18 protein-coding genes, 1 pseudogene and 1 riboswitch are annotated in these 21,309 nt (G+C 38.3%); all 19 genes and pseudogenes read left to right on the plus strand.

The genetic code is table 11. The features are described from left to right. The first annotated feature begins 132 nt into the window (after positions 1 to 132). The 19 genes and pseudogenes from ACR65M_RS16025 to ACR65M_RS16115 all read left to right on the plus strand — a co-directional run bounded on the left by ACR65M_RS16025 (position 133) and on the right by ACR65M_RS16115 (position 21,162). Positions 133 to 1,180, plus strand: a pseudogene (locus ACR65M_RS16025) (flavin-containing monooxygenase). Positions 1,181 to 1,197: 17 nt separating this feature from the next. Further along, entirely contained in the window at positions 1,198 to 1,506 is a 309-nt protein-coding gene (locus tag ACR65M_RS16030; protein ID WP_341330320.1) for an ArsR/SmtB family transcription factor, read from the plus strand. Between the two features lie 12 nt (positions 1,507 to 1,518). After that, complete coding sequence (locus ACR65M_RS16035) at positions 1,519 to 2,466, plus strand: cation diffusion facilitator family transporter (protein WP_440273795.1); 948 nt, start codon at positions 1,519 to 1,521, stop codon at positions 2,464 to 2,466. Positions 2,467 to 2,572: 106 nt separating this feature from the next. Next, entirely contained in the window at positions 2,573 to 3,274 is a 702-nt protein-coding gene (locus ACR65M_RS16040; RefSeq protein WP_440273796.1) for a winged helix-turn-helix domain-containing protein, read from the plus strand. Further along, complete coding sequence (locus tag ACR65M_RS16045; RefSeq protein WP_440273797.1) at positions 3,271 to 4,674, plus strand: sensor histidine kinase; 1,404 nt, start codon at positions 3,271 to 3,273, stop codon at positions 4,672 to 4,674. Before ACR65M_RS16040 ends, ACR65M_RS16045 begins: the two co-directional genes overlap by 4 nt. A 120-nt stretch (positions 4,675 to 4,794) precedes the next feature. Further along, on the plus strand, positions 4,795 to 6,216 hold the full coding sequence (locus ACR65M_RS16050) for a S1C family serine protease (RefSeq protein WP_440273798.1): 1,422 nt from the start codon (positions 4,795 to 4,797) through the stop codon (positions 6,214 to 6,216). A 322-nt stretch (positions 6,217 to 6,538) separates the two neighbouring features. Further along, on the plus strand, positions 6,539 to 6,994 hold the full coding sequence (locus ACR65M_RS16055) for a DinB family protein (RefSeq protein WP_440273799.1): 456 nt from the start codon (positions 6,539 to 6,541) through the stop codon (positions 6,992 to 6,994). Positions 6,995 to 7,179: 185 nt separating this feature from the next. Further along, complete coding sequence (locus ACR65M_RS16060; protein WP_440273800.1) at positions 7,180 to 7,749, plus strand: DNA-binding protein; 570 nt, start codon at positions 7,180 to 7,182, stop codon at positions 7,747 to 7,749. A gap of 23 nt (positions 7,750 to 7,772) precedes the next feature. Then, positions 7,773 to 7,858: riboswitch (cyclic di-GMP riboswitch) on the plus strand. Between the two features lie 611 nt (positions 7,859 to 8,469). Then, the gene (locus ACR65M_RS16065; protein WP_341330327.1) at positions 8,470 to 10,053 is read left to right on the plus strand and encodes a peptide chain release factor 3; all 1,584 of its coding nucleotides are present in this window, start codon (positions 8,470 to 8,472) and stop codon (positions 10,051 to 10,053) included. Between the two features lie 63 nt (positions 10,054 to 10,116). Further along, positions 10,117 to 11,172 carry a FecCD family ABC transporter permease gene (locus ACR65M_RS16070; protein ID WP_440273801.1) on the plus strand — a complete coding sequence of 352 codons (1,056 nt, stop codon included), beginning with the start codon at positions 10,117 to 10,119 and terminating at the stop codon, positions 11,170 to 11,172. Continuing rightward, positions 11,148 to 11,966: an ABC transporter ATP-binding protein gene (locus ACR65M_RS16075; protein ID WP_341330329.1), complete on the plus strand. Its 819-nt coding sequence runs from the start codon at positions 11,148 to 11,150 to the stop codon at positions 11,964 to 11,966. The genes ACR65M_RS16070 and ACR65M_RS16075 overlap by 25 nt, the downstream gene beginning before the upstream one ends. After that, positions 11,967 to 12,917: an ABC transporter substrate-binding protein gene (locus ACR65M_RS16080; RefSeq protein ID WP_440273802.1), complete on the plus strand. Its 951-nt coding sequence runs from the start codon at positions 11,967 to 11,969 to the stop codon at positions 12,915 to 12,917. Between the two features lie 73 nt (positions 12,918 to 12,990). After that, positions 12,991 to 13,218 (plus strand): DUF2198 family protein, encoded by a 228-nt coding sequence (locus tag ACR65M_RS16085; RefSeq protein WP_121446357.1) that lies wholly within the window; start codon positions 12,991 to 12,993, stop codon positions 13,216 to 13,218. A 356-nt stretch (positions 13,219 to 13,574) separates the two neighbouring features. Then, on the plus strand, positions 13,575 to 15,554 hold the full coding sequence (uvrB, locus tag ACR65M_RS16090; protein ID WP_440273803.1) for an excinuclease ABC subunit UvrB: 1,980 nt from the start codon (positions 13,575 to 13,577) through the stop codon (positions 15,552 to 15,554). Between the two features lie 7 nt (positions 15,555 to 15,561). After that, the gene (gene uvrA, locus ACR65M_RS16095) at positions 15,562 to 18,435 is read left to right on the plus strand and encodes an excinuclease ABC subunit UvrA (RefSeq protein WP_341330333.1); all 2,874 of its coding nucleotides are present in this window, start codon (positions 15,562 to 15,564) and stop codon (positions 18,433 to 18,435) included. 121 nt (positions 18,436 to 18,556) lie between these two features. After that, positions 18,557 to 19,057 (plus strand): hypothetical protein, encoded by a 501-nt coding sequence (locus ACR65M_RS16100; protein WP_440273804.1) that lies wholly within the window; start codon positions 18,557 to 18,559, stop codon positions 19,055 to 19,057. Positions 19,058 to 19,174: 117 nt separating this feature from the next. Further along, positions 19,175 to 19,558, plus strand: coding sequence for a hypothetical protein (locus ACR65M_RS16105; protein ID WP_440273805.1), 384 nt, complete (start codon positions 19,175 to 19,177; stop codon positions 19,556 to 19,558). A 174-nt stretch (positions 19,559 to 19,732) separates the two neighbouring features. Beyond that, entirely contained in the window at positions 19,733 to 20,047 is a 315-nt protein-coding gene (locus ACR65M_RS16110; protein WP_121446353.1) for a magnetosome magnetite crystal formation protein family, read from the plus strand. 14 nt (positions 20,048 to 20,061) lie between these two features. Beyond that, the gene (locus tag ACR65M_RS16115; protein ID WP_341330336.1) at positions 20,062 to 21,162 is read left to right on the plus strand and encodes a DUF4097 family beta strand repeat-containing protein; all 1,101 of its coding nucleotides are present in this window, start codon (positions 20,062 to 20,064) and stop codon (positions 21,160 to 21,162) included. Positions 21,163 to 21,309: the final 147 nt, after the last annotated feature.

Genomic DNA, 21,309 nt, shown 5'->3' on the forward strand with positions numbered 1-21,309 from the left:
TAATGGGACACAGGGACAGGTTCATTGTCCCACAAAATTTTTCCAATTTTAATTGACACCTTTCAAACAATTACATAATATTATATATGAGCATATGCTCATATACTTTAAATGAAGTAGGGATGGATATTCATGTATGATGCTGTGGTAATCGGAGCCGGTCAAGCGGGTTTAGCCATAGGTTTTTATTTAAAACAAGCCAAACAGTCATTTCTACTTATAGATAAAGCGAAGGAAATCGGGGAATCATGGATAAATCAATATGATTCATTGACCCTTTTTACACCAAGAGCCAATAGTGAGCTTCCTGATTTCAAAATGAAAGGTCCAAGGCAAGAGTATCCATCAAAGGATGAGGTTGCCGATTATTTGGCTAAATTCGCATCATACCATTCGCTTCCGACCCAATTAAATACCAACAGTCACAAAAGTTACAAAGGTAGAACATGGTTTCAAAATTGAAACGTCGAAAGAAGTAATCCTTGCTAAAAATATAGTGATTGCAACTGGCCCGTTTCAAGAACCATCGATCCCATACTTTGCAAGGAACTTATCCAATCAAGTATTTCAAATCCATTCAGCACAATACAAAAATCCAACACAACTCAAAGACGGACCTGTATTGGTTGTGGGGGGAGCAAACTCCGGTGCACAAATTGCTGTTGAGTTAGCAAAAGAGCGAACTGTTTATCTTTCGGCTAGTCAAAAATTCAACTTTATCCCGCAGGACCTTGGTGGTAAGAGTATTTTTTGGTGGTTTGATAAATTTGGTATACTCGAAGCTAGTACAACATCCAAATTAGGTAATTTTATAAAAAAACGTCCTGATCCGATTTTTGGATATGAATTAAAGACAGCCATCAAATCTGGTAAAGTGACGATAAAATCAAGAACTATTAGTATAAAAGATGAAACATTCATTTTTGAAGATAAAAGTGAGCTTAACGTTCCTAATGTCGTTTGGGCAACTGGATTTAAATCTAATTATCAGTGGTTACAAATTCCGAACGCATTACAAGAAAACGGTCAGCCAGAGCATATAAAAGGAATCACCAAGATAAAGGGTCTTTATTTTTTAGGATTACCCTGGCAAACAAGAAGAGGCTCAGCCTTACTCCAAGGAGTCGCCGATGATGCAAAGTACATAGCACAGCATATACAGGTAACCAAGCAAAAGTAAGAAAGAAGGGTTAAATAGTGGAACAAAAAGATCATTCCTTTTTATCTCAAACCACCATTGGCGAAGCATCACGTATTTTTAAAGCACTTGCGGATCCAACGCGGATTAAAATTCTTTATTTATTATCACAAGAGGAATGTTCGGTTACCCATATTGCGGAAGTCCTCGAAATGTCACAATCAGCAGTATCCCATCAACTTAGCTTACTGAGAAATCTTCGCTTAGTGACGTACCGACGCGAGGGGAATACATTTCTTTATACATATGATGATGAACATGTCATTACTTTGCTCCACCAAGTCATTCATCATATTGAACATGAATAGGAGGGGAAATTGATGGGACATCACCACCATCACCATCATCACGGACACGACCATCATGGTCACCATCATCATCATCATTTTGATGAAGTTAGAGAGGGCAACAAAAAGGGCTTACTCATCGCTTTGGTCATTACGACGGGAATCATGCTGCTGGAATTTTTCGGTGGTCTTATTACAAACAGTCTAGCTTTACTATCGGATTCAGGTCATATGCTAAGTGATGCAAGTTCATTAGCGTTAAGCTTAGTCGCATTTTGGTTTGCTACCCGACCTGCATCTCCGAAGAAAACCTATGGGTTTTACCGATTTGAGATTTTAGCCGCTCTATTTAATGCAGTTACATTGTTTGTCATTGCAGGCTTTATCATTTATGAGGCGGTTCAACGATTTTTCGAACCTCCGACTGTGGCCAGTGGGACGATGATGATCATTGCTGGTATTGGTCTTTTCGCGAATATACTAAGTGCTTGGTCATTGATTAGTAAAGGCGATGTAAAAAATAACGTGAATCTGAGGAGCGCATACCTTCATGTTCTTGGAGATGCACTTGGATCAGTGGGTGCCATAATCGCCGGACTCTTGATGCTGTTGTTTGAATGGTATATAGCGGACCCTATTATTTCTGTAATTGTGGCAATCTTAATTTTAAAAAGTGCCTGGGGTGTGTTAACACACTCAATTCATATTTTAATGGAAGGTACGCCGATTACGATTGATCAAAAAGAAGTGAAAGCCACCCTAGAAGAAATTGAAGGAGTGATAGATGTTCATGATCTTCACATCTGGACGATCACATCAGGCATCGACTCTCTCACTTGTCATATATTAATCAAAGACGACCATGACAGCCAGGAAATCTTACAGCAATCCATTGATAAAATACGTGATAAATTCAAAATCGAACATACCACTATTCAAATTGAAAAATCATCAATTGAGCATGGGGAAATGAGAGTATAGAAATCTTAAGGGGGGCGCATCCAACAATGGAGGCCCCTTCTTTTAATAAAAGGCATTTATATTGTAAAATAAAAGTATCTACGGTTTTTTATTAGGAGTTGGAGATATGAGAGTTCTTGTTATAGAAGATAATGAGAGTGTTTGCTCGATGATAGAAATGTTTTTTTCAAAGGAAGGTATTCAAGGTGAGTTTGTCCATGATGGACAAGAGGGCTATAACCGATTTAAAGAGGAGAATTGGGATTTAATCATTGTTGACTGGATGCTTCCTAGTATGGATGGGGTTACCATTTGCCGGAAAATTCGTGAAGAAAAAAGCACAGTTCCAATTATTATGCTCACCGCAAAGGATAGTGAATCTGATCAGGTACTAGGCCTAGAGATGGGGGCAGACGACTATGTCACAAAGCCATTTAGCCCACTTGCGTTAATGGCACGAATAAAGGCGGTAACAAGACGCTACAATAGTAAGCCTTCAGAGAACGTAGAGATGGGGACCCTTCAAACAGAACATTTTAAAATAAATAAAATTACAAGGGAAGTTATTCTGAATGGGAAATCAATCACGAATTTAACGCCTAAGGAATTTGATTTATTGTATTATTTTGCGCAGCATCCGAAACAGGTATTTTCTAGAGAACAATTATTAGATCGCGTATGGGGTTACCAATTTTACGGAGATGAGCGCACGGTCGACGTACATATAAAGAGGCTCCGCAAAAAATTAGGTACTACAAATCAGCCATTTTTCCATACCGTATGGGGTGTTGGCTATAAATTTGATGAGACTGTTGAGGAAGACAAATGAAATTTCGCTACATGTTTCAACAGCTTGTTAGTCACATAAGTGTGATTGTGGTTGCTTTTGTAATCTTAAGTATTGTGTTCGCACATTACGTTGGGAACCTCGTCTTCGAAGAAAAGGTCGAAGAACTGACCACTTATGGTGAAAACATCATTTCTGATATTAGTCGTACATCTAATGTCGATTCATTAATTCGTCAATACTCAAACATGCTTGGTGAGAGAAATATTTTATTTACTGTATTTGATGAAAATGGAGTAAGTCTAAGTACAGCCAGTGGATTTGTACCGCAAGTGGAGTTGAAAAAGAAGGAATGGGACAAGGTCCGAAGTGGGCATATCGTGTCAGTCAAACAGGATTACAAGCGATTTGAGCAAGAAGTGACATTTATTGTCATGCCATATATGGTTGGTCAAACTTTTGTCGGCGGTGTTCTGCTTGCGTCACCAATCAGTGGGACACAGGAAATGATTCATGATATTAACCAGTATTTATTTTATACGATGTTTTTAGCATTGGCTGTTGCTCTATTAATGAGTTGGATTTTGTCGACGGTTCATGTAAAGCGTATCAGACGTTTAAGGAAAGCGACCTCAATGATTTCTGCTGGAGATTATTCCATTAAATTGCCTTCATCTGATTTTGATGAGATTGGTGAGTTGTCGAAAGATTTTAATGAAATGGCGCAGCGCTTGCAACAATCAATGGAGGAAATTGAAAGCCTTGAAAGCAGAAGGAGGAAATTTATGGCCGATGTTTCCCATGAATTGCGGACTCCGCTCACAACCATTAGCGGGGTGATTGAGGGGTTAAGTAATGACTTGATACCAGATGAGGAAAAGGCAAAAGGCGTTCAATTGGTAAGTCAGGAAACAAAGCGTCTTATTCGTCTTGTGAATGAAAATCTGGATTATGAAAAAATTCGCTCCAACCAGGTTACGCTTCAAAAGGAAACAATCGAATTAATTGAAGTGTTTGAGATTGTTAAAGATACACTTGAACCACAAGCAGAAGAAAAAAATGATCAAATCATGATTGATGTTCCTAACGATTTAATGATTACAGCAGATTACGATCGTTTAATACAAATACTAATTAATATCACAAAAAACAGTATCCAGTTTACTGATAATGGAGTTATTTGGATTCGTGGAAAAGTAGGAGAACATGAAACAATTATCGAAATTGAAGATACGGGTGTCGGGATTGACCCATCGGAAATAGAAAATATATGGCATCGTTTTTACAAAGCGGATGTCTCACGAACGGGTACATTGTTTGGTCAATTCGGCCTAGGACTTTCTATCGTAAAACAGTTGGTCCAGCTTCATAATGGTAAGATTAAGGTCACGAGTGATAAAGGAAAAGGAACCAAGTTTGAAATTCGATTTCCATTAACGTAATCCATCATAATAATGGTGGATTTTCGCTTATATTTCCACTTCTTTTCAAGGTTTGTTAATATTTTGTTCATAATTTTTGACTATGATATAAATAAGGAGTAAGTCAAGGAGGAATTCATAATGGAAAACGAAAAACGTTTTGATGAATTTAAACATACAGATGATCAATCTAACAACCTAGATAATAAGGAAAGTTATTCTACAGAGATTCAGTCCGAACAGGAAAAAGAGGATATCAAACCAGAGGTAGAACACAATGACTTAGAAGCAACACAAATTGAACACGCTCAAACTGAAACTGTACAGCAATCAGCGGTCAGCGAAGAATCGACACTTCGTGCATCAAGACCAAAAGAGAAAAAGTCAAACTCAAAAATGAAAAGCTTTTTATCAATGGTGTCTGCAGGTGTCCTTGGTTCAGCATTAACGCTTGGAGTTGCACCACATATTGACGGTCTCCAGGGATATTTCAATTCAGAGTCACCTGCAACAGAGCAGAACTCTGAGGTTATTGAAGCGTCTGGACCAGTTAAAATCCAACCAACCGCGGTATCTGACTCGGCTTCTTCTATCGCTGATATGGTGGAAGAAGCATCAAAAGGAATCGTGGGAATTACAAGTATGCAATCCCAACAAAATCCTTTTAACCGAAGCAACTCACAAAATATTCCTAGCGGTACTGGCTCTGGAGTTATTTTTCAAAAAGATGGAGATAAAGCTTATATTGTAACGAATAACCATGTTATCGAAAATGCAAATGAGGTAGAAATCTCTCTTCATAATGGTGAAAAAACAATGGCTAAGTTGATTGGTACAGATCCATTAACCGATTTAGCCGTTTTAGAAATAGATTCAAAACATATCGAAGCGGTTCTTCCATTTGGTGATTCTGGGACACTAAGACCTGGTGACCAGGTATTTGCGATTGGGAACCCACTTGGACTTGATTTATCAAGAACAGTTACCTCAGGAATTGTAAGTGCGAAAGACCGAAGTATTTCTGTTGATACCTCTGCAGGTAGTTGGGAATTAAACGTTATTCAGACTGATGCAGCCATTAACCCTGGTAACAGTGGTGGTGCTCTTTTAAATACACAAGGACAAGTGATTGGAATTAATAGCTTAAAGATTGCGAACAGCGGGGTAGAAGGATTAGGCTTTGCGATACCAAGTAATGATGTTGTTCCGATTATTAACAGTCTGATTGATAATGGTAAAATTGATCGTCCATTTATCGGCATTGGTTTAGCTGACCTTGCTGAAGTTCCAAGAATGTATTACGCTGACCTTCCGAATGATGTTAAGGAAGGCGTCATAGTTACAAGTGTTGCTCAAAATTCTGCAGCAGAAAAAGCTGGTTTGAAAATGACCGACGTCATTGTGAAAATCAATGATACCGAAGTTAAAAGTTCGATGGACCTTCGCAAATATTTATATTCAAAAGTAAAAATAGGTGATCAAATTGAATTAACCTTCTACCGAGGTGGAAAGCTCGAAACAGCATCATTAACTTTAACAAGCAATACGACTGGAATTGAATAATTGACATAAAGGGCCCAAATCGAATCAGATTTGGGTCTATTTGCTGAGGGAAACTCTCCGACATTTTTTTCTATTGCCGACACCATTTCCCGGGAAACGACAGCGTGTATTGGTTGTTGACAGAAAATTTAAATATATATGCAAACGCTCTAGACCATAGGAATTATGCATGTTACTAACTATTACCTAAGCATCACGCATTTTTTAAAATGCTTTCAAAAGAAAAATGAATACAGATGACTTAATAAGGCAATAATCTGGTCTCAAATAACATCAAATGCCATATAGATTACTACCACTTAAAAACTAGGAGGGGTTTACAATGAGTCACTATTTATTGAAGCAATTTGAAGTATTAAAAGGTCGTTTCCTTGGCGAACTAGAGGATATAACAGACGACATAATTAATATTCAACCGGAGGGTTTTAATAATACAATTCTTTGGCATGTAGGTCATCTCGTTACGGTCAATGAGCAGTTCATGTTTGGTTATCCGAAGAAATCTACTTCTCTACCGGAAAATTACATAAACCTATTTGCTAAAGGAACTAGTCCTGCAGATTGGAATGAAGATATTCCCTCAAAAACAGATCTTGTAAATCAATTTACCAAACAGGTAACTAGAATACAGCAAATTCCTGTTGAACGTTTGGAAGAAAGGCTGAAACAACCCTTTCTTGGGCTGGAAACCTTTGGTGAAATAACGAACTTAGCACTCTTCCATATTGCCTACCATTTAGGCCAAATTCATGCGATGAAGCTTATGCTTCAAAAATAAGTAGCTACTATCCGGAAGATGCACATTCAACTTGTATACTATAAAAGTATAAAAAGCACTTGACAATTCTAGTGAAAATAAAAATGTCAGTGTGTTTTTAGTTCAATAGTATGATATGATAAGAGTATGTCATCAAAAGGCCTTTCATTCTTAGTGCTATTAAGAATGAAAAGGGGATTTTTGATTTGAAGAAGAGAACATGGACATATGAAGAAATAGAGTTTTTGAAGGATAATGTAGGCCGTATGAAAATCTCTACCATTGCCAATCACCTTCGTAGGACGGAAACGGCAGTTGAGTTAAAGATTAAAAGATTAGGGCTTTCGAACACGAAATCCTTTACTGGTCAATTGACTATGCACGAATTGGCAACTCTATTAAAAATTGATCCAAAGTCTGTAAAGCTATGGATTGATAACCATGGACTAAGGTACACAAAAAAAGCAACACGAAATACTCGAAAATTTTACTTTATTAAACCCGAGGATTTTTGGGATTGGGCAAAGAGGAACAAAAGCCGAATTGACTTTTCAAAAATTGAAAAAAATGCAATCGTTCCTGAACCATGTTGGGTGGAAGGAGAGCGTTCAAAGCAAAAGAGGGTCAATTACCGGGCGTGGACTACAGTAGAAATTAACTCTATGATTGAGCTTGTGGCAACAGGTACTCCGTTTTCCGATATTGGGAAAAGACTAAACCGTAGCCCAATTAGCATCCAACGTAAATACCAGCGTATGAATAAAGCAGTGAAATAAATACATCATTGATAAAAACCAAACTATACAAAAGGCAAAATTGTTGAAAGACAATGACGCAAAGCCACGGGCCTAAGGAGGATAACTCTATGGTGGCCGGGTTGCTATAGAATGGAAGGGTTCCTTTATTTGATGACGAAAAAATGGGAGATACTAGTTGAACTAGTTCTCCCATTTTCTTTTTCTACATTATTGATCCAGTGAATTGTTATCTATTTCTTTTACACCTTTCATAATTTGCATTGCAAAACCGACACAAACTAGAATAAGACTAAAAACAAGAAAATATGCTACAAACATGTAACTCTCACCTCATTATAGTTTTTTCTATTTCTATCTTTAGTATAGTGCGAACCTAAATAGGATTCTGTGATTTAAATCACAGAATCGCTTTATTTTCGAACCTTTGCTATGCGGAATTGGAATCAATTCTCGTTGTAGTTCCTTTTTAATTGTGATATATTTTTTTAGATACAATTACGTGTTCAAAAAGAGGATGAAAAGGACCACGAATTTCGAGGCGGCGCAGTTTTGAGGAGCGGAGCGTTTGTGGTTATACGTAAGCATAAGTAATTGCTTCAGTGAATCTCTTCGCATTCCGGAAAGGTGTTTTTCCTTTCCAAGGAGCGTAAAAACAAGCCAACAAAGAAATTCGCAGTGTCATTTTCACCGGACTTTTTGAACTTTCGAACAATCTGCGATAACGGAAGGATAATTTACATGAGCTATATAGATGAAGTTCAAAAACGAAGAACGTTTGCCATCATCTCCCACCCGGATGCCGGTAAAACGACGATGACTGAGAAATTATTATATTTTGGTAATGTAATTCGTGAAACAGGTACGGTAAAAGGAAAAAAGTCAGGAAAATTTGCTGCGTCAGACTGGATGGAGATTGAAAAGCAACGTGGGATTTCAGTTACATCAAGTGTGATGAGTTTTCCATACCAAAACTTTTATGTCAATATTCTTGATACACCAGGACACGAGGACTTCAGTGAGGACACCTATCGTACGTTAACAGCTGTGGACAGTGTTGTGATGATCATCGACTCCACGAAAGGTGTCGAGCCACAAACGATTAAGCTATTTAAAGTTTGTCGTATGAGAGGCATTCCAATTTTTACATTCATCAATAAGCTTGACCGTGAAGGAAAAGATCCACTTGAACTCTTAGCCGAAATTGAAGAGGTCCTTGGTATTGAGTCTTATCCGATGAATTGGCCAGTTGGAATGGGGAAACGATTCTTAGGGATTGTAGACCGTTACAACAATCAATTTGTACATTTTACTGGAAATGAAGATGAAAAAATTATTTCATTACAGGAGCTTGAGGACGGTAAGCATCCTGAAATTACAGATAATCCGATTTATGAAAGTACACAAGATGAGTTACTTTTATTAGATGAAGCAGGAAATGATTTTGATGTGGAACGTGTAGCCAAAGGTGAACTTACGCCCGTATTCTTTGGTAGTGCGCTCGCAAACTTTGGGGTAGAAACGTTTTTTAATACATTTTTACAATTTGCTTCAGAACCGAAGCCACGTAAAACAAATCTTGGCTTAATTCCACCAGAGGACGAAACGTTCTCAGGTTATATTTTCAAAATCCAAGCAAACATGAACACGAAGCACCGCGACCGAATTGCATTCCTTCGCGTCTGCTCAGGGAAGTTTGAACGTGGAATGAGTGTCAATATTACTCGTACAGGAAAATCGATCAAGCTCAATCAAACTCAGCAGTTTATGGCAGCAAGTCGGGAAACAGTAGATGAGGCTTATCCTGGCGATATTATAGGGATTTATGATCCAAATGTCTACCAAATCGGTGATACACTTACAGCAGGTAAAGAAGATATGCATTATCAGGAACTACCTGTGTTCCCACCTGAAATGTATCGTAAGGTTCGTGTGAAGAACGTAATGAAGGCAAAGCAATTTAGAAAAGGTATTGAACAGCTCGTTCAAGAAGGGGCAATTCAATTATTCAGACAGGAATCAAGTGATGAGTTCATTCTTGGTGCGGTTGGTCAACTTCAATATGATGTGTTTGAATATCGATTAGAGGGAGAATATAATGTCTCTGTTGAGTTCACTTCACTTGGAAACAGAATCCCAAGATGGATTGGAAATAAAGATGTAGATACTCGTTTATTTGATTCAAGAAGTCTACTTGTCCGGGACCGTAACGACCGATATGTCGTGTTATTTGAAAACGACTTTACGTATCGGTATTTCCAAGATAAAAACAAGGACGTTGAACTCATCGACCTCTATGAAAGCAATGACTATAAAGGTGTGTAAAAACATGACTCAAAACGCTCAGGAAACTTCTGGGCGTTCATGTTTATTTAGAAAGGAATTGGTATGAAAAGGAATTATATTCAAAAGATCATCAATCAAGATGAACCGAATATGAAGATTATTACAATACTACTGTTGATAATAAGCACTCTTTCTATCCTCTTCTCAATCGGTATAGGGCCAGTCTCTGTTCATCCGCTCACGGTCATCGAAATACTTTTCTCCAAACTTCCCTTTCTTACTATTGAAAATAACTGGACACAGGTTGAGTTTAATATTGTTTGGGGCTTGCGCTTACCAAGAGTGTTATTAGGAATGATTGTAGGTGCTTCATTAGCGATAACAGGTGTAGTTATGCAGGCATTGGTACGTAACCATCTTGCAGACCCATTCATTCTCGGTGTTTCATCAGGTGCATCTGCAACAGCAACTTTAGGTATGTTATTTGGTGCCTTTTCGATTTTTGGTACTTATTCACTTTCCATCAGTGCGTTTATTGGCGCTGCTGTGACGATCATTTTAGTCTATACCCTTTCAAGGGTGAACGGAAGAATCAATGTTACTCATCTCTTGCTTTCAGGTGTCGCCATCGCACTGATGATGGATGCATTGACAAGAACGATTACGCTAAGTGCTCCGAATGCATTAGGCTTACATAATGCCACCTTTTGGATGTCAGGAAGCTTGGCAGGAGCAAAATGGGGTTATTTAACGCTACCTCTTATAGTGGCAGTGATTTGTATGATTGTTTTAATGAGCCAATATCGTGCTCTCAATGCCTTGCTTTTCGGTGACGAAACAGCGGGAACATTAGGCTTTAATGTGGGGAGATTACATAAACTGTTGATCCTTGTTGCCTCGCTTTTAGCTGGTGTCACGATAGCGGTGAGTGGCTCAATCGGATTTATCGGTTTAATGGTTCCGCATATCACAAGACTTCTTGTTGGTTCAGATCATAAACGTGTTCTTCCTGTAAGTGCCTTACTAGGTGGAATTTTTGTCGTGTGGACAGATGTCGCCGCTAGAATGGTGATCGCACCTGAAGAATTGCCAATTGGGATATTAACCGCATTAATAGGAGGGCCATTCTTTATTTGGTTATTAAAAACAAAGAAGTAGGTGAAAAATTGAAACTACTGGTTGAGAATTTGAATTTTTCATTGAATGAAAAACAGATTATTGAAGATATGAATTTGTATGTTTCTAAAGGTGAATTTGTCGGAATCATCGGACCAAACGGAAGTGGGAAATCGACTCTCTTAAAAAACCTGTATCGTGGACTTAAGCCTGATTCCGGTGTGGTTTTTTTAGATGGAGAGAATGTATATAAAATGAACCCTAAAGCAGTTGCCAAAAAAATCGGTGTTGTTGGACAAGAAAATGTGATCCCATTTGACTTTAAAGTTGAAGAAATCGTCGCAATGGGACGAAGCCCATACAAAGGATTTTTTGATGGTGACAGTAAAAAAGATAAAGAAATTGTTGCAAATGCGATTGAGCAAATTGGTATGTCTGTTATGGAGAAACGTAACTATATCAATCTATCAGGCGGAGAAAAGCAGCGTGTCTTACTAGGTAGAGTGCTTGCGCAGCAAACGGATCTATTATTATTAGATGAACCAACAAACCACTTGGATATCCAACACCAGCTACAAATTTTTGATTTGATTAAAGGGCTAGGTGTAACAGTATTATCCGCCATCCATGATTTAAACCTTGCTGCTCTATATTGCGACCGACTTTATGTTGTTAAGGATGGGCGTATTTTGATGGCAGGGACGCCTGAAGAAGTATTAACGTCTCAATCGATATACGAAATCTACGGGGTCAGGTCTGATGTAGCGATTCATCCAACTACGAAAAAAGTGACGATTACCTATTTACCTGTCAGTTTGTTAGAAGGAGATAATTAAATGAAAAAAGTAGTTTTGCTATTGGCTGGGATTCTTGTTTTGGTATTAACAGGATGTGGCTCTAATACAGAGAACGGCTCCGTTACCAAATCTAAAGAAGCTCTAGTCATTAATAACTATGGGAGAGAAATAGAATTTACTGAGAAACCTTCGAAAGTATTAACCCTAGGACCGAATGCAACCGAATTATTTATTGCATTAGGACTCTCTGATTATATAATTGGAAACAGCTTGGACAATCATAGCCGCGGTGCTTTGCCTGAATACAAGGACGATTATGAGAAGATTCCAGAGCTTACGTACGGATCTGCAACAAGGGAAGCTGTGATAACGAGTGGGGCAGATTTTATTTACGGCATTGATTGGGAATTTGGTAGTGAAGGTCTAGACATGGATGAGCTTGAAAGCTATGGAATCAACGTATATATGAATAAAGCCACAACAATGGACGAGATTTATCAGGAAATACGTGATATCGGTAAGATCTTTGACATCGAAAATCGAGCGGAGTCATTTCTTGAAGAACAAAAGGCACGAATTACTAGTGTAAAGGAGAAACTGGCCGATCATGAGCCGATTGATGTACTAGTATATGATAGTGGGGGGAATGGCATTTTCACCGCGGGTGGAACAAACTTTGAAACGTTATTAATAGAGCTAGCAGGCGGTAGAAATGTTTTTAAAGATATCACAGACAAACAATGGACCACAGTTAGCTACGAAGAAGTACTTGCAAGGCAGCCAGATGTCATTCTGATTCACGATTATGACGCTCCTTCGATTGAGCAAAAAATAAAGGATATCAAAAATGACCCAGCACTTTCACAACTTGAAAGTGTTAAAAATGAAAAGTTTGTCGTTATTTCATTAGAGAGTGTATTACCAGGAAACCGTATGGCGTATGCAGTTGAAACATTGGCTAAAGGATTCTATCCGGAATTGTTTAAATAGCAGGAGTAATCACGTGAATTCCTTAATTTGATTTGCTATATTGAAGATATGAAATTGAAAGGATACGAATTTAATGCTATTAAAACTATTGCTGGCGCTCATCCTTCCTGGTGTACTCGTCGTTTTCTTTACAAGAGTGACCTATAACCATTATGTGGGGTTTTTACTAGCGGTTGCCCTTATCGTTGCGTCTATTTATAAAGGATATGCCGATTCTGCGATTATCATCGCTGCGGATATTCTTTCGTTGGGAGCAGGATTCATGTATGCGAGAAATATGGGAAAGAGAGCGGGAAAATAAAGTCCTTCATCGAGATGATGAAGGACTTTCGTCTTTGAAACTCCTTCGATTTTTATCAAACTTCTCTACACTGAAAAATGCTTTTATTTAATCTCGACACTTCTATTTGCCCCTCAATGAATAAAAAAAATTAAATAAAGGATCACCTTTTATCATATAAATCTCCTTCAAAGTAAACCTATTTACCAAATTATAGTATGTTATATTTTCTTAGAAACTATATTTCAATAAATAAAAAATCGAATATCAGTTCGTATTTTTGTTTGTTTTAGGTCAGTTTGTGGTACAATATTTCTATCGAGAAAAAGTCAGTGGAAAATTACATAAAAACAAAAGAATGGATGGGAGGAACGTAAATGAAGGATCAATTTGAGTTAGTTTCAAAGTATTCACCACAGGGTGACCAACCACGAGCAATCCAACAGCTTGTTGATGGAATCAAAGCTGGCAAAAAAATTCAAACATTATTAGGTGCTACGGGTACAGGAAAAACGTTTACGATTTCGAATGTGATCAAGGAAGTAAATCGACCGACACTTATCATTGCCCACAATAAAACATTGGCAGGTCAGCTTTATAGTGAGTTTAAAGAGTTCTTTCCAAATAACGCTGTTGAATATTTTGTTAGTTATTATGACTACTTCCAACCAGAGGCATATGTTCCATCATCTGATACATATATCGAAAAGGACTCAAGTGTGAATGATGAAATTGATAAATTACGACACTCTGCAACATCTTCACTTTTTGAACGACGCGATGTCATCATTATTGCCAGTGTATCTTGTATTTATGGCTTGGGTTCTCCTGAGGAATATAGGGAACTTGTTGTTTCATTAAGAACGGGAATGGAAATCGAGAGAAATGAGCTTTTACGCAAATTAGTCGATGTTCAATATGAACGAAATGATATTGACTTTCGTCGCGGAACCTTCCGTGTAAGAGGGGATGTTGTTGAAATTTTCCCCGCCTCACGTGATGAGCACTGTATTCGCGTGGAGTTTTTTGGTGATGAAATTGATCGGATTCGTGAGGTTGATGCCTTAACTGGTGAAATACTGGGTGAACGTGAGCATGTTGCGATATTCCCGGCATCCCACTTCGTAACCCGTGAAGAAAAAATGCAAATTGCGATCAAAAATATTGAGGCAGAGCTAGAAGAACGTTTAGCTGAACTTCGTGAAGATGGTCAATTATTACAAGCACAACGTCTTGAACAACGGACAAATTATGATCTTGAAATGATGCGTGAAATGGGCTTTTGTTCAGGTATTGAGAACTATTCACGTCATCTAACCTTACGCCCGCCAGGTTCAACACCTTATACTTTAATGGATTATTTTCCAGAGGATTTGTTAATTGTCGTTGATGAATCGCACGTTACATTGCCTCAGATTCGAGGCATGTTTAATGGTGACCAGGCAAGGAAACAAGTACTGGTTGATCACGGCTTCCGTCTTCCATCAGCATTGGATAACCGCCCTTTGCGTTTTGAGGAGTTCGAAAAGCATATCAATCAAATCATTAACGTCTCTGCTACACCTGGACCTTACGAAATCGAGCATACAGACGAAATGGTTGAACAAATTATTCGTCCAACTGGATTACTTGATCCAATTATTGAAGTTCGACCAATTCAAGGTCAAATTGATGATTTATTAGGTGAAATCCAAGACCGTGTAAACAAAAATGAACGAGTTTTGATTACTACCTTAACGAAAAAAATGTCTGAGGATTTAACAGATTACTTGAAGGACGTTGGGATTAAGGTAACCTATTTGCATTCAGAAATAAAAACACTAGAGCGGATTGAAATTATTCGTGATCTACGTATGGGTAAACATGATGTACTAGTAGGGATTAACCTGCTTCGTGAAGGACTGGATATTCCTGAAGTCTCACTTGTTGCCATTCTGGATGCTGATAAGGAAGGGTTCCTGCGTTCGGAACGCTCACTCATTCAAACTATTGGTCGTGCCGCTCGAAATGCGAATGGTAGAGTAATCATGTATGCAGATAAGATAACGAACTCAATGGAAATTGCGATTAATGAAACAAAACGTCGTCGTGAAATGCAAGAGGAATATAACAAAAAGCATGGTATTACGCCACAGACTATTAAAAAAGATATTCGCGATGTCATTCGTGCTACAACTGCAGCTGAAGATACAGAAACCTATGAAACAGTACCTAAGTTAACTGGATTATCGAAGAAGGAACGCGATCAAGTAATTGCTGAAATGGAAAATGAAATGAAGGAAGCTGCAAAAGCACTTAATTTTGAACGAGCAGCTGAATTACGTGATTTAATTTTGGAGTTAAAAGCGGAAGGATGACACAAACATGGCATTGGATAAAATAGTCGTCAAAGGAGCAAGGGCCCATAACTTAAAAAATATAGATGTTACGATTCCGAGAGATCAACTAGTTGTCGTGACTGGTCTATCTGGTTCAGGAAAATCTTCCCTTGCATTTGACACCATTTATGCAGAAGGACAACGGCGCTATGTCGAGTCACTTTCTGCATACGCACGTCAATTTTTAGGCCAAATGGATAAACCCGATGTGGATTCAATTGAGGGTCTTTCACCTGCGATTTCGATTGACCAAAAAACAACAAGTCGGAATCCAAGGTCAACTGTTGGAACGGTAACAGAGATTTACGATTATTTGCGTTTATTATATGCTCGAGTAGGAAAACCGGTTTGTCCTAACCATGGAATCGAAATTACATCACAAACCGTTGAGCAGATGGTGGATCGTATTTTAGAATACCCAGAACGGACAAAACTGCAGGTACTCGCGCCTGTTGTATCAGGTCGTAAGGGTGCCCATGTGAAAGTTTTAGAGGATATAAAAAAACAAGGTTATGTCAGAATTCGTGTCGACGGTGAAATGCTTGAGCTATCAGATGACATCGAGCTGGAAAAGAATAAAAAACATTCAATTGAGGTTGTCATTGACCGAATTGTAGTTAAAGAAGGTGTAATGGCAAGACTATCTGATTCCCTTGAGGCTGCCCTTCGATTAGGCGGAGGTAAAGTAATTATTGATGTGATTGGGGAAGAGGAACTCTTGTTTAGTGAGCTTCATTCATGTCCAATTTGTGGTTTTTCGATTGGGGAACTTGAACCAAGAATGTTTTCTTTTAATAGCCCTTTCGGTGCATGTCCCGATTGTGATGGTTTAGGCAATAAGCTTGAAGTCGATCCAGATCTCGTGATTCCGAACTGGGATTTATCACTTCGAAAGCATGCAATTGCACCATGGGAGCCAACAAGTTCTCAATATTACCCACAATTACTTGAATCAGTTTGTAATCATTACGGGATTGATATGGATATTCCTGTTAAGGATATCCCGAAGCATTTGATGGATAAAATCCTTTATGGAAGTGATGGGGAGGAAATCTACTTCTATTATGAGAATGACTTTGGTCAGAAACGTGAAAATAATATCGTTTTTGAGGGTGTCCTTCGAAATGTAGAAAGACGTTACAATGAAACAAGCTCCGATTATATCCGGGAACAAATGGAAAAGTATATGGCTGAGCGGGCTTGCCCTACATGTAAAGGATATCGATTGAAAAAGGAAAGTCTGGCTGTTTTAATCTCAGGAAAACATATTTCTCATGTTACAGACTTTTCTATTAATGAGGCTTTTGATTTCTTCACTACTATTGAGCTATCTGAAAAAGATATGAAAATCGCGAACCTTATTTTTCGTGAAATCAAAGAACGACTCGGTTTTCTCGTCAATGTTGGATTGGATTATCTAACTCTAAGTCGTGCCGCAGGTACCTTATCAGGTGGTGAGGCTCAACGGATTCGACTAGCTACTCAAATCGGTTCGCGTTTAACCGGTGTTCTCTATATTTTGGACGAGCCGTCAATAGGATTACATCAACGAGATAATGACCGACTGATTGATACATTAAGGACAATGAGAGATATTGGGAATACATTAATAGTTGTTGAGCACGATGAAGATACGATGTTAGCTGCTGATTATCTAATCGACATCGGACCGGGTGCTGGAATTCATGGGGGAGAGGTTATCGCTGCGGGAACTCCTAAAGAAGTAATGGAAGACCCGGATTCCTTAACGGGACAATACCTCTCGGGTAAAAAGTTCATCCCACTTCCAAGCGAAAGAAGACAGCCAGATGGACGATATGTAGAGGTTATCGGTGCAAAGGAAAATAACCTAAAAAATGTATCAGCTAAGTTTCCACTTGGTCTGTTCATTGCTGTTACAGGTGTATCAGGATCAGGTAAGAGTACTTTGGTGAATGAAATTCTCCACAAATCATTGGCACAAAAACTGAATCGAGCCAAAACAAAACCTGGTGAACACAAGGAAGTTAAAGGGATTGAACAATTAGAAAAAGTAATCGACATTGATCAGTCGCCAATTGGACGAACACCTCGCTCAAATCCAGCTACATACACAGGCGTCTTTGATGATATTCGTGATCTGTTCGCTAATACAAATGAAGCAAAGGTAAGAGGTTATAAGAAGGGCCGTTTTAGTTTCAATGTTAAAGGCGGACGCTGTGAAGCCTGCCGTGGTGATGGAATTATTAAGATCGAAATGCACTTCCTGCCAGATGTTTATGTACCTTGTGAGGTATGTCATGGGAAACGCTATAATCGTGAAACATTAGAAGTTAAATACAAGGACAAAAACATTTCAGATATATTAAATATGACTGTTGAGGATGCACTATCCTTTTTCGAAAACATACCACGTATCAAGCGGAAAATTGAAACCTTATATGATGTTGGTCTAGGCTATGTTAAACTAGGACAGCCCGCAACAACTCTATCTGGTGGAGAAGCACAACGCGTGAAGCTTGCATCTGAATTACATCGTCGCTCAACTGGCAAGTCGTTTTATATATTAGACGAGCCAACAACTGGCCTACATGTAGATGACATTTCAAGATTGCTTAAGGTCTTACAGCGATTAGTTGAAAATGGGGACACAGTCCTCGTCATTGAACATAACCTCGATGTAATTAAAGCCGCGGACTACATTATTGACCTCGGCCCTGAAGGTGGAGACAAAGGCGGTACTATCAATGGAACAGGTACACCAGAAGAAATTACAAAAATCAAAGCATCCCACACTGGACGCTATCTAAAACCAGTCCTTGAACGCGATCGTCAGCGTATGAAAGAACTAATCAAAGAAAAAGAGACAGTTTCTAAATAAATGTAGAATCCCGTTTTGCGAATAGAAGCAGAACGGGATTTTTTAAATGAAAACATACTCTAGGAGGAAAATTATGGTACTCTACTAATAGATTCTTAATTAATAGGTGGAGTTGATACACATGAAAGCAAGAGCTCAGAAAAAACTATTTAGCCTTTGGACAGGAGAATTATCAGCTGCCATTCTATTTGCGGTCCTCTGGTTACTATATATTCCAACTTTTGAATGGTCTGCTAATTATTTAATCACTATTCCACATCTATTTGCATTCTGTATGTTGGAATACATTTTATTTCAAGGTAGTTATTATTGGTACTTGAAGTGGAAACGGGTCAAACAAGGCAAAAGTTCTTCTCTACCTGAAAGTTATCTAACCCGTTTTCGTTTTTTTAAGAAAAGTAATCTGGTATTACTTGTAGTGGGTTTACCTTTCCTAGTCTACCAAGCTACTTTTTCTAAAGGACTATATTGGTACCTTTTCTTATACGGATTTGCTATGGTTGAATACATTAATTATTATCATATCCGCCTTTCCTACATGAGCACAGAAGAAATGAAAGAATTCATTCGCCAAAAGGGGTTTCGCCAATCGATTCTTGCAAGGGAGTTAGACAAAAAGTAAATCGAAGTTCACCCTTCTTAGTTCTAACAGAAGTGTAATACCGTAAATATTACTGTAAGGGTCTTTAAGGTAATCATTTGAAATTGGCTATTTAATAACTATACAAAGGGGATTATGATGAAAATCACCATTCGCTTTATTGAAATTCTGTTGGGGACCATATTTTTAGGAGCAGGGTTAAATGGGTATGCTGTATTATTTGGATTTGAGCCATTTGCACCAACAAGCCCTGCTGCGATGGAATTTTTGGGAGATGGCTATTTTCTAGCATTGGAAAAAGGTGTTGAAATCATCACTGGTGTTTTACTGATTATTCATAGGTATGTTCCGTTAGCTTTGGTTGTTTTAGCAGGTTTGATAGTCAATATTTTAACATTTCATATCTTTGTAGATTCAGAGTTGCTTCCATTGGCTATTATTATCACAGTATTTGAAGGAATATTAGCATGGCATTACCGCGAAAACTTTAAGGGACTTTTAGAAAGTAAGCCTAAGCATTAAATCCAGTGGGGTGACCCCTGGATTTTTTTGAGTCAGGAGAATTTCACCCGATTCTTTCATCGATATATCAAGGTGGCTCCCTTTGTTATCTAAGACTCCAGGCTTATTTTTATAAAATCTTGAAACCAATTATATCTCGTTATCGTATATAGAGGTATAAAGGGGAGATGAAGAGTGAATACCGACAAATTAATTGCAGCGTTGTGTTACTTCAGTGTTTTCTTTGCGGGGTTTATTTTACCACTCGTTGTTTATATCATAGTTCAAAATCCAGTAGTAAAAAGGCATGCCTTGCATGCGTTAATCTCACATATTATTCCAGTAGCAACAATCGTTTTTATCATTATTCCGTTTTTCTTTATATGGTCTGTGGAAGCATTTGTAGCTACTATGGTGCTAGTGTTCATCCTATTAGCGATCATTAACGTCGGAATTGTGATTTGGAACATTGTAAAAGGAATTCAAGTATTAGCTCAAGAAGAACTTTAAGGGAGGAAGGAACCATGAAAGAAGAACAAAAACGTATTTTAAAACTAGTTGAAGAGGGAAAACTGACAGCTGAGGAAGCAATCGTTCTAATTGAAAAACTCCATTCTGGCGAGGAGAGCCAGTCCCAAGATCCAGCACAGGAAATCAAGACAGAGCTTTCGACTCAAGTCCAGTATGAGCAATCCCAGCAGCAACACCAACATTCATATCAAAGCAAGGGCTCTGCGAAACACAAATTTATGGACTTTATCGACACTGCTCTGAAAAAAATTAAAGACCTCGATCTCGATTTTAATTTTGGTAATGCAGTAGAAGTGAAACATATTTTTCAGCATAAGGACGTATATATTACCAAGCTTGACCTAGACGTTTCGAATGGAAGTATCACAATTATTCCGTGGGAAGAGAAGGATGTCCGCGTTGAATGTGAAGCAAAAGTATATAATATTGATAACCAGGAACGTGCACGCAAAGCATTTTTAGAGGATGTTCTTTTCTCCATCGAAAACGGTGCACTTCGCCTATCAATCCAGAAAAAGCAAATGAAGGTTCATGCAAAAATATATGTTCCTCAGGAAAATTATGAAAGTATTAAGACACGCATGTTTAACGGACCGATAACTGGGGAAAATTTACGAGTAAAGGATTTCCGTGCAAAAACAGCAAATGGTGCAATCACCATTTCGAATTTTGATACAGAATCGGTCGAAATAGAAACAGCAAATGGTCACATTAAAGCAAATCAAATCACAAGTAAAGACTTTGAAGCGGAAACATTAAATGGGACTGTCACAGCAACTGGACGTTTTGAGAAAGTTGACCTCCAAAGCTTTAACGGAAACATCACTTGCGACATTCAAGGAGATAACTGCCACACTGCGTATGTAAAAACAACCACTGGGAGCATTGATGTGTTTGTCGCAAATGACTATCAAGTTGACGGTGAATTAAAATCAAATCTCGGCAGCTTCAAGTCAGAGCTTCCAATGATGTCAATCATTGAAGAGAAAAATGAAGTTGTTCAGAAGTCTCTACGGTTTAAAGCAAATGAAGAGAAAGTGCCAAAGCTACATCTCTTTGCTGAGACGAAAACAGGCTCTATTACGATAAAGTGAAACTTCATTCAGTAAGGGGGTCTTCATCCCCTACTGAATGTTAGTTGAGGCCACACGAAGTGGGTCACAAAGACGTTGACACAGGATGTGTCGCTCTTAGTCTTTGTACATTGATTCGGGCTTTTACTGGCAGTTTGCCCCCAAAAA

Source organism: Ferdinandcohnia sp. SAFN-114, from assembly GCF_059415045.1.